At 66.3% G+C, this 15,257-nt stretch carries 13 protein-coding genes; 4 read left to right on the top strand and 9 right to left on the bottom strand.

Annotation, left to right across the window (positions count from 1 at the left end; translation table 11 throughout):
• Positions 1-87 precede the first annotated feature (87 nt).
• Positions 88-2,457, top strand: a complete 2,370-nt coding sequence (locus LEL84_RS12890; protein WP_226511818.1) for an ATP-dependent DNA ligase — start codon at positions 88-90, stop codon at positions 2,455-2,457.
• A 33-nt stretch (positions 2,458-2,490) separates the two neighbouring features.
• Positions 2,491-3,246 (top strand): dienelactone hydrolase family protein, encoded by a 756-nt coding sequence (locus LEL84_RS12895; protein WP_226511819.1) that lies wholly within the window; start codon positions 2,491-2,493, stop codon positions 3,244-3,246.
• On the opposite strand, the gene LEL84_RS12900 is transcribed toward LEL84_RS12895, so the two are convergent.
• Genes LEL84_RS12900 through LEL84_RS12910 form a run of 3 tightly spaced genes read right to left on the bottom strand, consistent with a single transcriptional unit; the run spans position 3,198 to position 6,261 of the window.
• A complete protein-coding gene (locus LEL84_RS12900) occupies positions 3,198-4,064 on the bottom strand; it encodes a DUF998 domain-containing protein (protein WP_226511820.1) in 867 nt (288 codons plus the stop codon). The genes LEL84_RS12895 and LEL84_RS12900 overlap by 49 nt on opposite strands.
• Positions 4,061-5,764: an MDR family MFS transporter gene (locus LEL84_RS12905; protein ID WP_165629407.1), complete on the bottom strand. Its 1,704-nt coding sequence runs from the start codon at positions 5,762-5,764 to the stop codon at positions 4,061-4,063. Before LEL84_RS12905 ends, LEL84_RS12900 begins: the two co-directional genes overlap by 4 nt.
• Entirely contained in the window at positions 5,761-6,261 is a 501-nt protein-coding gene (locus LEL84_RS12910; RefSeq protein WP_058252302.1) for a MarR family winged helix-turn-helix transcriptional regulator, read from the bottom strand. The genes LEL84_RS12905 and LEL84_RS12910 overlap by 4 nt, the downstream gene beginning before the upstream one ends.
• A gap of 359 nt (positions 6,262-6,620) precedes the next feature.
• Between LEL84_RS12910 and LEL84_RS12915 the strand changes: the two genes are divergently transcribed.
• Positions 6,621-7,373 (top strand): metallophosphoesterase, encoded by a 753-nt coding sequence (locus LEL84_RS12915; RefSeq protein WP_068969814.1) that lies wholly within the window; start codon positions 6,621-6,623, stop codon positions 7,371-7,373.
• Between the two features lie 124 nt (positions 7,374-7,497).
• Here LEL84_RS12915 and LEL84_RS12920 read toward each other — a convergent pair whose 3' ends face one another.
• Positions 7,498-8,322, bottom strand: a complete 825-nt coding sequence (locus LEL84_RS12920; RefSeq protein ID WP_226511821.1) for an alpha/beta fold hydrolase — start codon at positions 8,320-8,322, stop codon at positions 7,498-7,500.
• 78 nt (positions 8,323-8,400) lie between these two features.
• Between LEL84_RS12920 and LEL84_RS12925 the strand changes: the two genes are divergently transcribed.
• Positions 8,401-8,976: a TetR/AcrR family transcriptional regulator gene (locus LEL84_RS12925; RefSeq protein ID WP_226511822.1), complete on the top strand. Its 576-nt coding sequence runs from the start codon at positions 8,401-8,403 to the stop codon at positions 8,974-8,976.
• A gap of 69 nt (positions 8,977-9,045) precedes the next feature.
• Here the strand turns inward: LEL84_RS12925 and LEL84_RS12930 are convergent, their stop codons facing one another.
• From LEL84_RS12930 to LEL84_RS12950, 5 genes are all read right to left on the bottom strand, one after another.
• On the bottom strand, positions 9,046-11,295 hold the full coding sequence (locus tag LEL84_RS12930; RefSeq protein WP_226511823.1) for a SulP family inorganic anion transporter: 2,250 nt from the start codon (positions 11,293-11,295) through the stop codon (positions 9,046-9,048).
• A 135-nt stretch (positions 11,296-11,430) separates the two neighbouring features.
• Entirely contained in the window at positions 11,431-12,414 is a 984-nt protein-coding gene (locus tag LEL84_RS12935) for a YdcF family protein (protein ID WP_226514310.1), read from the bottom strand.
• A gap of 124 nt (positions 12,415-12,538) precedes the next feature.
• Entirely contained in the window at positions 12,539-13,003 is a 465-nt protein-coding gene (locus LEL84_RS12940; protein WP_226514311.1) for a DoxX family protein, read from the bottom strand.
• Positions 13,004-13,120: 117 nt separating this feature from the next.
• A complete protein-coding gene (locus tag LEL84_RS12945; RefSeq protein WP_226511824.1) occupies positions 13,121-14,512 on the bottom strand; it encodes an HNH endonuclease in 1,392 nt (463 codons plus the stop codon).
• A 216-nt stretch (positions 14,513-14,728) separates the two neighbouring features.
• Positions 14,729-15,163, bottom strand: coding sequence for a nitroreductase family deazaflavin-dependent oxidoreductase (locus LEL84_RS12950; RefSeq protein WP_226511825.1), 435 nt, complete (start codon positions 15,161-15,163; stop codon positions 14,729-14,731).
• Positions 15,164-15,257: the final 94 nt, after the last annotated feature.

The following is a 15,257-nucleotide window of genomic DNA, read 5'->3' on the forward strand; positions in this document are numbered from 1 at the left end:
CCTGAGGAGCATCCGGAGCCTGCGGAGGATGCGTCACGAAGGGTCTTCTCCGCACGGCCGCCGGGAACCTTGTGGACAATGGGACGCATGGCAGGCGGCGAGACACTGGAGGTCGACGGTCGGCGGATCTCGATCACCAATCTCTCGAAGGTGCTCTATCCGGCGACGGGGACGCGGAAGTTCGAGGTCATCGACTACTACTCGCGGATCGCCGACGTCCTCCTTCCCCATGTACGCAACCGCCTCATCACCCGTAAGCGGTGGCCCCACGGCGTCGAGTCGACCCCGTTCTTCGAGAAGAACGTTCCCGAGAGCGCACCTGACTGGATCCGACGCCACGGCATCCAGCACAGCGAGCGGGTCATCTCCTATGCGATGGCCGACGACCGCGCCACGCTGGTCTGGCTCGCGCAGATGGCCGTGCTCGAGATCCACACGCCGCAGTGGCGGCTGCCGATGGGGCCCGACGGCGCACCGATGGCCAACCGCATCGTCTTCGACCTCGATCCCGGGCCGCGGGTGCCACTGCACCGGACCGCGGAGGTGGCGTGCGAGATCCGCAACTGGCTCGGCGGGGCGACTACGTACCCGGTGACCAGCGGCGGCAAGGGCATCCACCTCTACGCGCGGCTCCCGAAGCCCGTGACGTCGGATGCGGCGCGGAAGGTGGCGCAGGAGGTCGCGAACGAGTTCGCCCGTCAGCACAGCGATTTCATCACCGCCAAGATGTCCAAATCGCTGCGCGACGACAAGGTCTTCATCGACTGGAGCCAGAACACCGCCGCCAAGACCACTCTCGCGCCGTACTCGATGCGGGGCCGCGAGCAGCCGTGGGTGGCCGCGCCGCGCACCTGGGAGGAGATGGAGGACCCCGGACTCTCCCAACTGCTCTACACCGAGGTGCTGGACCGCGTCGAGGAGTTCGGCGATCTCCTCGACGGCCTGGACGCCCCCTACGACGACGAGCCGGAGGTCGTCGTCGAGCCCGCGGCGGGACAGGTCATCAACCTGAAGGAGTACCGGCGCAAGCGCGACCAGTCGAAGACACCCGAACCCTTCGGCGACGAAGCGCATCGACAGCGCATCGAAGCCGAGAGCTCTGCTGCAGAACCTGATTCCTCGGATACGCAGACCGAGAGGGCACCGATCTTCGTGATCCAGGAGCACCACGCCCGTCGGTTGCACTACGACTTCCGACTGGAACACGACGGGGTCCTGGTGTCGTGGGCCGTACCGAAGAACCTGCCCACCGACCCCGACCAGAACCGGCTCGCAGTGCAGACCGAGGACCACCCGATGGACTACGCCGACTTCGAGGGCGACATCCCGGCGGGCGAATACGGCGGCGGTCACGTGTCCATCTGGGACAGGGGCACATTCGAGCTCGAGAAGTGGCGGGACAAAGAGGTCATCGTCCGCCTCCATGGCGAGCGCGTGCAGGGACGGTACGCCTTGATCCGGACCGGCGAGAAGAACTGGCTCGCCCACCTGATGAGCGACGAACCGCGTCCGATCGTCCCCGACAGCCTCACCGACCCGCGCCCGATGCTCGCGACCGACGAGTCGATCGACGGACTCAACGGTCGGGACTGGGCATTCGAGGGCAAATGGGACGGTTATCGGCTCCTCATCCGTTCGGTCGGCGGCGAATTCCGGCTCACCTCCCGCTCGGGTATCGACATGACCGCCGACTTCCCCGAACTCGCCGGCCTCGCAGACGATCTCGGCCTCATGGACGTGGTGCTCGACGGCGAGGTCGTCGCGATCGACTCGTCGGGCCGCACCAACTTCACGCTGCTGACCTCGCGTCGGCACACCGACGAGCCGTATTCGTTGCGGCTACACCTGTTCGACATCCTGTTCCTGAACGGTTCGTCGTTGTTGCGCAAGCCGTGGTCGGCTCGGCGCGAACTCCTCGAGGAGCTGGCGCCCGCGTTCCGCAACTCCGCCTTCGTCGAAGTTCCGCCGCTGCTCCCGGGCCCGGGATCGGCCGCCGTCGAGTACAGCCGTGAACACAATCTCGAAGGCGTTGTCGCCAAGCGCCGCAACTCGGTGTATCAGCAGGGACGCCGGTCGACGACCTGGCTGAAACACAAGAACTGGAGCGACATCGAGGTCGTGGTCGGCGGATATCGGCCGGGCCGCGGCAACCGCGCCCACACCATCGGTTCCCTGCTCATCGGTCTGCCCGAGGAGACCGGACTCCGCTACGTCGGTCGCGTGGGAACCGGCTTCACCGACGCACAGTTGCGTTCGCTTGCAGAGGAACTCGGACCGTTGGAGATCTCGCGGTCACCCTTCCTGGACAAACTCGACCGGCCCGTCGAGTCCAGCGCGGTGTGGGTCCTGCCGAAGATCGTCGGCGAGGTCCGGTTCATGGACTGGACGACGGCCGGGCATCTGCGGCATCCCAGCTGGCGGGGGATCCGGAGGGACAAACTGCCCGGTGATCTGTGACCCGGGGCGTGAACCGAGCAGAGGAGCGTGGACATGACGGGTGAGACGATCACCATCTCGGCGGCCGACGGAGAGACCGAAGCCTATGTGGCGCGGCCCGATTCATCCGGGACGTCACCGGGAGTCCTGTTCTTCACCGACGTGATCGGCCTACGACCTCGCATCGAGGCCATGGCCGACCGCATTGCGTCCTGGGGTTACGTCGTGCTCGTGCCACACCTGTTCCACCGGTACGGGTCCGCGGCCGAGTGGGCGCCCACCGAGGATCTGCTGCTGCCCGAGGCGCGGACCGCATTCTTCCGATCCGCGATGCCGCGGGCACGGACCCTCACGCCCGACGCGGTACGGCCCGACCTCGTCGCCTACCTGGATGCGCTGCAGTCGCTGCCGGGCGTCGCACCCGGACGTGTCGGTGTCACGGGTTACTGCATGCGTGGCCGGCTTGCGCTGAACATCGCCGCCGCCCGGCCCGACGACGTCGCCGCGGTCGGCATGTTCCACACCGGCGGCCTCGTCACCGACGACCACGACAGTCCGCACCTGCATCTCGTCGGCATCGACGCGTTCGTCCTCGCCATCCACGCCGACAAGGACTCATCACTGCCCGCGATGGCGGTCGCGCAGTTCGAGCACGCCCTGACCGGTGGGGGCGTGGCGCACTCGGCGACCGTCTATCCCGGTGCGCCGCACGGGTATACGATGTCCGATCTGGCGGCGTATCACCACGAGGCCTGCGAACATCACTTCGATGAGCTCAAGGCTCTCTTCCGGCGGACGTTGTCGGGGTGAGGTGGCCGCCCTGTCCGACTGTCGCTCACGACGCGGGCCGCCGATCTTCCTTCGCCGCTCGACCTGAACACGGCCCACCCCCAGAGCACCATCCACACACTCATGCCGCCGACCTGGATGCGCTGGGCGAGTCCGAGCCGGTAGTCGCCGACCAGGTTGTCCGCCAACAGCATCCAGACCGTGGCGAGCGCGACAATGACGAGCACTGCGTTCCCGACCCACCGGAGGACCGGCCATACGGGACCGTCCGGTGTGGTGCGTACCGCCGAGACGCCGGCGGCGACCATGACGGTGAAGATGGCGAACACCGCGACCGTACTGGTGAGCGCGTGGATGTGATGCAGTTGCGGGAGCAGTCCGCTCGGTTCGCCCGGGCACCCGGGGTCGACTCCCGGAATGCACTCGATCGGGAGCTGGGCGTTCGCGATCGTCGCCGCGCCGAACACCGCCAGTGCGATAACGGCGGTGGTCGCTGTACGGTCGCGAAACACCGACGTCGCGTCCCCCTCCCGCTGGCCGAGCCTGTCGAGGTCACCAGGTGGCTTCGACTCGGCGCCTCGCTCCGCTCGGTGCCGGCTCAACCAGCGGGGGAAAGGCGGTCGCGGGACGAGCAACAGCAGTGCCGCGACGAGTGCGCAGACCCCGGTGGTCACGTCCCCGACCACGTAGATGTCGCGGTGGGGACGGTTCGCGGCGTCCAGCTCGCTGAGGAACGTGCGCATCGGGTCCAGCGAGTCCGCCCACGCGAACTCCAGCACCCACGATGAATAGCACAGGCCCGCAAAGGCGATCAGGATGCCCGCGAGCGATCTCCTCACGACGCGGGTGACGACTCCGGTGCGCCGATCGGCCGTCCCTGACGCAGCGGGAGTTCCTTCCAGGTGACCGTTCCCATGATCGCGAGCAGCGCGACGATCGACACCGCCAGGAACACCCGGTCCATCGAGTCGGCGAACCCCTCCTTGATGGGTTGGGCCAGTTCGGCCGGCAGCTTCTCGATGACCGAGGTGTCACTCATGACACTGTCCGACGATCCGGTCGCGGCGCCGGGATTCTGAGCGGCCGCGATGAGCGACTGCCCGAATGCGCTGACCTGCGGGTCGCTGCTCTGCGAGGCCTCCACGACCGCCGCGCGGTACTCGGGTTGGGCTGCCGCCGTGACCATCTCGTCCTTGATGTTCGGCCCCATGAAGGAGAACAACAGCGAGAAGAAGACCGCGACACCGAGCGTTCCACCGATCTGACGGAAGAAGGTGGCGGTGCCGGTGGAGAGTCCCATGTCCTTGGGCGGCAGGATGTTCTGCATCGCCAGGGTTATCGGCTGCATCAGGTTGCCGAGCCCGAAGCCGAGGAGCGCGGCCATCAGCATGACCAGGTAGAGCGGCGTCTCGGTGCCCACCAGGTGCAGCAGGAAAGTGCCCGCGGTGATCAGCACGGCGCCGATGATCGTGAAGATCTTGTAGCGTCCGGTGCGCGAGATCAGCTGGCCCGACAGGATCGAACCGGCCATCAGACCGAGCACCATCGGCAGCATCTGGAGGCCGGCGATCATGGGGCTCGATCCGCGGAGGACCTGGAAGTACTGCGGCAGCATCGAGATTCCACCGAACATGACGGCGCCGATGATGACCGAGATGATGATGCCCTGGCTGAACACCCGGTTGGTGAACACGCGCAACGGGATGAGGGCGTCGTCGCCCATGCGGTGCTCGATCCAGATGAACGCGGCGATGCCGGCGACGCCGATCCCGTAGCAGAGGAACGACAGTCTGGAGGTCCATCCCCACTGGCGCCCCTGTTCGGCGACGATGAGCAGCGGAGCCACGGCGACGGCGAGTGCCGTCGCCCCCCAGTAGTCGGTGCGCCCGCCGACGCCCTTCTGCTGGTCGTAGTTGAGCACCTTGTAGACCACGAACAGCGCGACGAGTCCGATCGGCACGTTGACCAGGAACACCCAACGCCAACCGGACACCCAGAGGATCGTCTCCTGGCCGGCGAACAGACCGCCGAGGACCGGGCCGAGGACGCTGGAGGTGCCGAATACGGCGAGGAAGTAGCCCTGGTATTTGGCGCGTTCCCGCGGCGGGACGATGTCGCCGATGGTCGTCAGTGCGAGGGTCATCAAGCCGCCCGCGCCGAGCCCCTGGAAGGCGCGGAACGCGGCGAGTTGATACATCGACGACGCGATCGTGCACAGCAGCGAACCGACGATGAAGATCGAGATCGCCAGCAGGAAGAACGGTTTCCGGCCGTGGAGATCGGACAGCTTGCCGTACAAGGGGGTCACGATCGTCGCGGTGACGAGGTAGGCCGTGGTCACCCAGGCCTGCAGGTCATACCCTTGCAGATCGTCGGCGATGGTCCGGATCGCCGTCGACACGATGGTCTGGTCGAGGGCGGCGAGGAACATGCCCAGCATGAGTCCGGCCAGGATGGTCAGGATCTGGCGATGGGTCAGTCCGGCGCCGGCGACCTCCTCGTCGTGGTTCACCGTGTCGGCGGCCGAAGAGTCTGTCACTGTCGTCCTTTCGGGTCATTCGCATCTGTGTCCGGGCTGCGGTCCGGGCACGCCGGATGTAGGGCTGCGTCGGCGGCATCGACGAACCGCCCGAGAAGTGTCACGAGGGTGTGGAGTTCGTCGTCGGTCCAGTCGGCCATGACATCGGCCATGGCGGCGCGACGCATCTCGCGCATGGCCACGACGCGATCCCGTCCGGCGGCGGTGATGACGAGCATGGTGGCGCGCCCGTCGTCCGGGTCCGCCTCGCGGCGGATCAGGCCGTGCTCCACGAGCTGAGCCACATGCCGACTCACCGTCGACGGGTCGGCATTCATCGTCTCGGCGAGGTCGCGCGATCGCATCGACCGTCGCGCGAGCGGGAAGAGTGCCTTGAACGCCGCGGCCTCGAACTCGCCCTCACGCGTACGGAACGTCGTGTGGACCGCCCGTTCGCGGATGCGGACGAAGCGCAGAAGGGTCTCGAAGAGGTCGTCGATCGCGTGTTGATCGAGCACTGTCCTCACCGCCTACCCGAGAAGTTTTACTTGCTCTTTGCAATTAGTTGCAGAGCGCAACTAACACCGCTCGCCAGTGTGCGCGCGAACTCGGGAGAATGCAAACAGCGCCGAAGCCTTGCATCGACGGAGACAAAAGACGGTCGCCGACCTGCCAGGTCGGGGGTTGGCAGGTCGGCGACTCATCATCGATGTCGCTCGCCGGCCGCTGTGCGTTACAGGGGAGCCGGCACCCGAGCGGGCTGAACCACACCGACGTCATGGGAGTGCGTTGCGCCTCGCGGCCCTGAGGCGATGCGTCGTCGGACCCTGCCTGCGGTTAGCCTCGTGGGAGTCAGGAACCGTGACAGGAGCTCTTCGTGTTCGTTGTCGCCCACATCAGCGACCTGCATTTCAACGGGACGCGGTTCAATCGGGCCCGTATCCAGTCGACGTTGAGCTATATCAACGCCCGCGCCGCCGGGATCGACGTCCTGCTGGTCACCGGCGACATCGCCGATGAAGGTGCCGCGAGCGAGTACCGCGAGGCGTACGGGGTGCTCGAGAGCCCACTGCCGATGCTCATCACCGCAGGCAACCACGACGTCCGGGAACCGTTCAGCGCGGCCCTGATCGGCACCGAGACCTCTGGTCCGATCAATCACGCGCGGACGGTGCGCGGGCGCGACGGCTCCGACGTCCTCTTCCTGATGTGCGACAGCTCGATACCCGGACGCAACGACGGTCGTCTCGACGACGCGACCATCTCCTGGCTGTCGGACCGGCTCACCGCTACGTCCGTGACGACACCGGTGTTCATCGCCTTTCACCATCCGCCGGTCGACCTGCTGATGCCGTTCATGGACTCGATCCGCCAGCGTGACGAGGGCCGTCTCGCCGCCCTGGTGGATCAGCACCCGAACATCGTCGCGTTCCTGTGTGGACACGCCCACACCCCGGCGGTGACCACGTTCGCCGACCGCCCGCTGTGCATCGCACCGGGTGTGTCGTCGACACTGAACCTGCCGTTCGAAGGCCGGGAGGTCGTCAACCGCGGTCAGCCGCCGGGGATCGCGTTCCATCTCTATGACGACGAGCGTTTCGTCACCCACTTCCGATCGGTGATGTTCTGACATTCAGGACGGTGCCGGCAATCGGCCGTCGCGCTTCGGCGCTCGGCATCGAGAGGCGGGCGAGCTACATCGTCGGCGACACGGCACACTCGGTACCGCCCCCCGGCGGGGCGACGACGACACGTCATCTGACGAACCCGCGCAGCAGATCGGCCATCGCCTCCGGCTGGTCTTCCGGGATGAGAGTCCACGAATCGTCGACGACGACCTTGGATGCGTTCGGGAAGAGCTCGACGAGGCGGTCCGCATGCTCAAGGGGCATCATCCGGTCTTCCCTTGCCCAGACCACGAGCACCGGGCGATCGAACCGCCGCATCATGTCCGACAGTTCGAGCAGCCTGCGGCGGGAGGGCGCGCCCGTGGCGAATTTGACCAGATCCCTTCTGATCGATGCGTTTTCGACAGCGGGGCGGAACCACTCGTCGAACAGCGAGTCCGGGATCCCCGACTTCGTCAGCGCGCCATACGCCCGTGTGCTGTGCCGGAAGAATCGAGTGCCCAGCATGCGGGTGAGAATCCACCCGCCGCCGGGCACTCGGCACAACACCGCCGCGGGACGCGCCGGCTCGGGAGGATAGTTGTCGAAAGCCGTGCAAGATGCCAACACCAACCTCCCAACGCGCTTGTCCCGGCCTTGGGAGATCACGAACTGACCACCGCCCCAGTCGTTCAGGACGAGCGTCACGTCATCGAGGTCGAGGGCATCGAGAAAGTCGGCAAGGATCGATGCCACACCCGTCTCGGTGAGGTCCGCGTCGGCGTGCATCGGCTCCGTGTGCGCCCCCATCGGGAGCGTCGGTGTGATGCAACGGAATTCGGGAAGCAGCGGGATCACCTTGCGCCACTGCCGCCCGTCCATCAGCAACCCGTGGCCGAGTATCAGGATCGGCCCGGGACCGCCGGTGTCTTCGTAGGAGATGGAGCCGGCCGGCACGTCGACTGTGGGCACGTCGCCTCCTAGATAGATCGTTCTACTTAGGAGCAAGATAGGCTGACATCGGCACGATGCGCAAGGGATGGAGACGTCATGGCAGATTCCGCTACCCGCGACCGGATCTTGAAGGCAGCCGCAGAGCTGTACCGGCGGCAGGGTATGCCGGCCACCGGCATCAAACAGATCTCGGCGGCGGCTGAAGCGCCCTACGGTTCGATCTACCATCACTTCCCCGGCGGCAAGGAAGCGATCAGCGTCGAGGTCATCCGACGCGAAGGGTTGCGCTACGGCGCGTTCGTCGGCGCCCAGCTGGAGACGACCGACCCCCTGACCGGCATCCCGACGCTGTTCGAGAACGCCGGAAAACTGTTGGAGTCGCAGGACTACAGCGAGGCCTGCTCCATCGAGACCATCGCACTGGAGGTGGCGAGTACCAACGAGCGTCTCAGGCTGGAATCCGCCGAGGTTTTCGAGAGCTGGTTGACCGGCCTCGCAACGTGGTTCGGACAACTCGAGATCACCGAGCCGGAGCGTCGACGGCTGGCGTTGATCACCCTGACCGCGCTGGAAGGTGCGTTCGTGTTGTGCCGCACCCTGCGCTCCATCGAACCGATCGTCGTCGCCGGGCACGGCGTGCAGGCAGCCGTGCAGGCGGCCGTCGGGTCGTAGCAACAGACCGTCGACACCGGCGCCTCAGCCCACACTCGTCCATGTGGACGGCGCCGTTCCGACCGGCGCTCACGGTCGCGCGGCTGCTGCCTCGACGACCGGTGCGATGCTCTGCGGTGTGACCTCGTAGACCCGCGCGGTCGCGATGTCGAAGTACAGACCGACGATGCGCAGTCGCGCTTCTGCTGCGGCGCGCCCGACGAGCGGGTGCCGCGCCAGGGTCTCGATCTGCTTGGCCACGTTCACGACGGCCAGCTGGTCGACCTCGGCCAGGCCCAGTTCGGCCGCGGCGCGCCCGGCGGGGTGTCCGTGCCGAAAGGCCACCCGACTGGGGATCGCGTGCTTGAGCCATCGCTGGATCGGCGTGCTCTCGGACCCGGCCGGGAGGTCGGATACATCGACCTGTTCGCTGTCGAGCAGCGCATGCATGGCCCCGCACGACGAGTGGCCGCAGACCACGATCGACGACACACCCAACTCGCCGATGGCGAATTCGAGTGCGGCCTCCACGGATACGTCGGCGTCGCTGTCGGTCGGTATCAGATTGCCCACGTTGCGCACCGTGAAGAGGTCCCCCGGGCCGCTCGCCGTGATGATGTTCGGCATCAATCGCGAATCGGCACACGTCACGAAGAACGAGTCGGGATCCTGAGACTCGGTGACATCGGCGAGCATGGCGCGGAGGGCGTCGGCGTGCTCGTTCTCGTACTCGTCGACGCCGCCGAGAACCGATCTGAGTGCGGCCGGGCGGTCCGGGGACGCGGACGCCTCCGACCCGGTTCGGTTACGCCACGGCGTCAGACCGGCGAATCCGGACGTGTGGCGCCGCGGTGGCCGTCGAGGGGCGTCGACGAGCCGAGCGCGACCCTTCTCCACCAGGAGGACCGTGCCGCCGCCGGCCTCGTGCGCCCAACGGAAGTCCTCGAGCATCTCCATCGCCGCGTGATCGAGGAAGTCGGTGTCGAGTTCCAGTGTCAGGTGCGCCCCGTCCGGCACCTGTGACAACGCCTTGTTCAGTTTCGGCAGCGACAGGAAGCTCAGCGAACCGCGAACACGTACGGTCCACTGACGCTTGTCGTCGGTACTGCCTGCCTCCGAGGTGATCTCGGCGCGAACCACCCGCCAGACGACGAGTCCGATCGCCACTGCCAGACCGATCGCGACACCTTCGAGCAGGTTGAGGAAGACGACCGCGAGCACCGTGATGATGTACACCCACAGGTCGCCCGTCCGCAGCGCGATCTTCATGTGCGCCAGCTTGACCAGCTGGATACCGATGACCACCAGCAGGCCGGCCAGCGCGGCCATGGGGATCTGTTCGACGAGACCGGTGAGCAGTGCCGCGAAGACGAGCACCCACACACCGTGCATTACCGCCGAGGCCGACGTTCGCGCCCCGGAGTTGACGTTGGTGGTGCTGCGCACGATCACTCCGGTGACGGGCAACCCGCCGAGCATCCCGGAGGTGATGTTCGCACTGCCCTGACCGAGCAGCTCCCGGTTGAGATCGCTGCGTGGGCCGGTGTGCATCTTGTCCACCGCGACCGCTGACAGCAGGGACTCGACACTCGCGATCAGGGCGACCGTCAACACTCCGAGAAGCACTGCGCCCCAACTGCTGTCCGGTAGCTCCGGAAGCGTGATCGCTTCGAAGAAGTTGCCGTCGATACTGATCCGTTCGACGTCCAGGCCGAAGATGATGGTCAGTGCCGTCGCCCCGACGATAGCGACGAGCGGTCCCGGCACCTTGCGCACCGCCGAGGGCATCAGCGGCCAGATGAGGAGAAGCGCGATCACGGTGCCTCCCACGAGCGCGTCCGACGTCTCGATGTCGGCGATCCCGGCCGGCAGCGACGTCACGTTCTCCCATGCACTGCTGGCCGAGCTGCCGCCGAGGAGCACGTGGATCTGTTGCAACGCGATCGTGATGCCGATCCCGGCGAGCATCGCGTGGACGACCACGGGAGCGATGGCCAGCGCGGCACCTGCGACCCGGCTCAGGCCGAACAGGATCTGCAAAAGACCCGCACCGACGGTGATGAAACATGTGACGCGCCAACCGAAATTGGCGACCATGTCGGCGACCACCACGGTCAGGCCCGCGGCCGGTCCTGAAACCTGGAGTGCGCTACCGCCTATCAGACCGGCGACGATCCCGCCGACGACCGCGGCGATGAGACCGGCGAGCACGGGGGCATCCGATGCGATCGCGATGCCCAATGACAATGGCAGGGCCACAAGGAAAACGACGAGAGATGCCGGTAGGTCGTACCGCACCACCTCGCGAATTCGGGGGCCCCGACTCCCCTTTGTTCGCATATGTCCGAACTTACCGACGGTTTGTTGACTCCAGATGAACTCTGCCGTCAGGAAGCTGTGAAACCGCGGGGCAGCAGCGCAACACTGTGATTCACTTCACCGGACTCCGCCGCCCGGTGCGGGGAGATCGGCCCGTCAGGCCGACGATCCCGCCTTCAGAAGCTCTTGGAGGATCCGGCCACCGATCTCCGGGATCAATCCGGGGCCGGTCTCGGGTAGGTTCTGCGGCAGCAGCCCGGGCTCATGGGTAGCCGGGATACGCGCGGTCCGGGTGGCCTCCACACGTATGCCGGTCTGCTGCGTCTTGGCCAGCGGGGTCCGGTACTTCTCCAGGTCCGTCGCGGTGGTGAGTGTCCCGACGACGCGCAGGCCCATGGCACCGAAGTCCGCCGCCCCGCGCCGGATGTGGTTGGGCGACGTGACGAGCACGATGTCCCGGATTCCCTGTGCGCGCAGGATCTCGGCGGTGTTCTGCGCATTGGCCACCGTAGACCCGGACTTGTCCTCGACGAGGATCCGGTTCGCACTGACACCGTTGTTCTCGAGCCAGGTCCGCATCGCGGCTGCTTCGGTGATGCCCTTCTTCGGGACACCTCCGGTGACGACGATCGGCGTGTTGGTGGTCAGTTCCGCCTGGGCCTTCGCCGCGGAGACGCGATTGACGAGCTCCGGCGCCATCTTTCCGTTCGCGTTCAGGCCGTACCCGAGCACGACGATCGCCGGGCGTCCCGACACCGCCTTGGGAGTGGTGTCGGGGACGATCTGCGCCGCCGTCGCCACACCCGAGATGATGTTGCGGGCCGTCGTCGCCAGGGACGGATTCATCATCGACAACCGGTTCAGGGCCGAGCGTCCCGCGACGACGTCGTCGATCTGGTCCGACCAGATCGCCTGGAGTGCAAGCGCGTCGGTATCGGCCGGCGCCACCGCGAGGACCTGCTGGAGGAGTTCGAGTCCGCGCGCGACGTCGCCTCCGGCGAACTTCGACTGCGCGCTGTTGTACAGGCCGGCCGGGTCAAGCTCGGAGGCCGTAGTCACGACGGAGGCGTCCGGCCCGGGCAGCGTCCCGACCGCCACGCCGCCGAGGGCGGCGATCGCGATCGTCGCTGCCGCCGCCAGTTCCTGCGCTTCACTCTGGTCACACCAGTCACTCGCGTAACGGTACGAGAGATGCACAACGACCCCGCACCCGTCCGATCCCAGATCGGTAACGGGTGCTTGGCCGGTTGGAGGATGGCGACGCTCAGCGCTTCAGGCCGGCCACCTTCAGCAACTCGGGGCGGCGCAGGGCCAGACCGATCCACATCAGCACGCCGAGGTAGACCGCGAACAGGACCGTGTCGAACAGCGGTGCCTCGATCCTCATGTTGGCGGTGACCGCGCCTCCGAGGTAGGCCGTGATCCCGAGGGCGCCGAGGACTGCGGTGCGCGGGATGGCGAACACAACGAGACAGACCAGCAGGACGATACCCATGACAAGCGCCTGGTCGACCGGGAAGCCGAGCTTGGCCATGGAATCGACCACCTCCTGCGGGCGCGTCAGCTTGATCACGATGTCGAAGACCAAGAAGGCGCCGATCAGCACACTGATGACGATTCCCGTTGTGCGACGCCAGTTCCTGCGGGTCGGTTGCGCCTCATCGGAGGCGGTGGTGTCAGTTGCGCCCGCAGGGTCGGCGGTGCCTGCGGTGACGGTGTTGCGGCTCATCATGTTCTCCTGGCGAGTGGTGCGAGTGTGTTGTGCAGGGATAGACATGCCTGCTCGTCAGAACTCATCGCGGGGCCGCGCATCTGGCGTCAGAAGTAGCACGACGACGATCGACGACTATGCCGCCGACCTGGCTGGGTCGGCGGCAGAAGACTTGCTTTCCTTCCACTCCCAGACGGCGTAGAGCACCTCGGTGGTGTACCCCAGGTCCATCCGACCCCCACTGATCGGCACCGTCGCGTCGATACCTATGGCAGGGTTCGGTTGCCACCCCGACGGTTTCGACGTCGGTGGCGCCACCTCGATCTCCGTCCCGTCTGGCCGATGAAACGTGAACCGTTGCTCACCATGCGCGGTGATCGAGAACTCCCCCCGATGCAACGCACGATGACACGACCCACACAACAAGATCAGATTGTCCGGATCCGTCCGCCCACCCGCCGACCAGAACACCACATGATGGGCATGCAGATGACGCGTCCGACCACACCCCGGCACCTGACAACACCGATCCCGCACGAACAACGCCCGCACCAACGCCTTGTTCGGCGCCCGCTTCAGACGCCCCACCCCCAACAACGCCAGCTTCCCCGGCTGACCGGGAACCCGGCGACTCACCACATCCCGAGTCGACGCCCCGCACCGAGCTTCGGCCACCTCGACCTCCGACAACGCCGGACCGTCATCGAGATGAGCATGCTCCACCCCGTCACCGGCATGGATCAAGATCTCCGCACCCGGCGCCAGATCGGGCATCGCGATCCCGTCATGCACCATGTCGGCCATCGCCACCACCGCCGGCGCCACATTCGACGGCACCTGCCGCCACAGATCCCGACGCCGCGACGGAACCACCTCCGAATCCTCTGCTCCTGAACCTGATTCAGTGTTCCGCGGAACACTCCCAGCGGTAGGCAGATCCGGATCATCGCAGGTCCGGGTGCGTTCATACTCCGCCCGCACCGACCCAGCCAGGAACCGCGCACCATCCAACGGACTCAACCGCAACGACACCGACAACGACCCGTCATCGTTCCACTTCCACCGCCCCGTCGACTCCACCGGCGGCCGGCTTTCCTCCTCGACGCCACGGTTGCGGTCGATCTGGCCCATCGCCCGCACCGCCCGATCCAACTGAGACGCCGTCGTCGACAACGCCAGATTTACCAACTCCTGCTCACGTTCAGGCGTGGCGACTCGCGTCAACGCGCGGACCTTCGAATACGACAACCGACCCTCGCGAAACGCCGTGCGGATCACCGGCAATTCCCGTATCGCCTTGGCGACCCTCAACTGCTCATGCGCCGTTCGCGGTGCGATGCCGGCCTTCCACGACAACCAGTGCGCCAGCGAGTGAATCCCCGGCCCCCGCCACGACTCCCGCTCGTTCAGTTCTGCCACCAGTTCAAGGAAGTCCGCTGTCAGCGCAGTGATCTGCGCGGCGTAACCCAGCACCCGACCCTCGAGAACCTCATCCGACAATGAGACCGGATCCGCATCGTCGAACATCGACGATGCATCTCCACCGCAACGAAAAGCACTGAACCCCAACGCAACCCCCTGAACCGAGCGAGTAGTACCGGAACAAGGTATCGTCCGGCACCGACATTTCTCCCGCCCTCGATCAGAGGGCAGAGTGTTCCGCGGAACACTCTCGAGTTGCCCGTTGACCGCGCCGCCTGCCGTCGCGCCCAGCACCTACCCGCCCCCGTTTCGGACCATCGATCACGAACGCGCGACGAGCCTCACGAGCGGATACTCACGCGACGACTTCTTTTGATACTTCGCGTATCGCGGCTGCGCCTCGACCACCGTGTTCCACGCGATCTCCCGCTCAGCAGCGTCGAGTACGACCGGCGTCACCGGCACCGGGGCCTCCCCGTGCCGCTCGACCGACACGCCATCGGGATGGGCGGTCAGGTTGGCGAACCAGTCCGGATTCCGCTTGCCGCCGCCCGATGCGACGACCAGCCAGTCGTCGCCGTCGGGGAACCAGCTGAGTGGTGTCTCGCGCGCGAGACCTGAGCGTCGACCGGTCGTGCGCAGGATGAGCATCTCCATCCCCCACATCGATCCGGACTTCTTGCGGATGCGGGCGACGGTGCGCTCGTTGGTCCTTCGCTGGTACCAGAGCGACAGGGACCGAAGTGACAGAGACATGTTTTCCCTCCGTTGAGATCAGGCGATGCACCGACAGTACGGTGATGGCGCAGCCGGCCGCTTCTCGATTCCTGACCGGTCCTCATCTCGACGA

Source organism: Gordonia sp. WA4-43, assembly GCF_020520305.1.
Classification (GTDB): Bacteria; Actinomycetota; Actinomycetes; order Mycobacteriales; family Mycobacteriaceae; genus Gordonia; species Gordonia hongkongensis.

Coding starts and splice junctions, on each gene's coding strand:
- LEL84_RS12925 (WP_226511822.1), top strand. CDS start 8,401: ATGGCAGATTCCGCTACCCGCGACCGGATCTTGAAGGCAGCCGCAGAG.
- LEL84_RS12890 (WP_226511818.1), top strand. CDS start 88: ATGGCAGGCGGCGAGACACTGGAGGTCGACGGTCGGCGGATCTCGATC.
- LEL84_RS12945 (WP_226511824.1), bottom strand. CDS start 14,512: ATGTTCGACGATGCGGATCCGGTCTCATTGTCGGATGAGGTTCTCGAG.
- LEL84_RS12895 (WP_226511819.1), top strand. CDS start 2,491: ATGACGGGTGAGACGATCACCATCTCGGCGGCCGACGGAGAGACCGAA.
- LEL84_RS12940 (WP_226514311.1), bottom strand. CDS start 13,003: ATGAGCCGCAACACCGTCACCGCAGGCACCGCCGACCCTGCGGGCGCA.
- LEL84_RS12930 (WP_226511823.1), bottom strand. CDS start 11,295: ATGCGAACAAAGGGGAGTCGGGGCCCCCGAATTCGCGAGGTGGTGCGG.
- LEL84_RS12950 (WP_226511825.1), bottom strand. CDS start 15,163: ATGTCTCTGTCACTTCGGTCCCTGTCGCTCTGGTACCAGCGAAGGACC.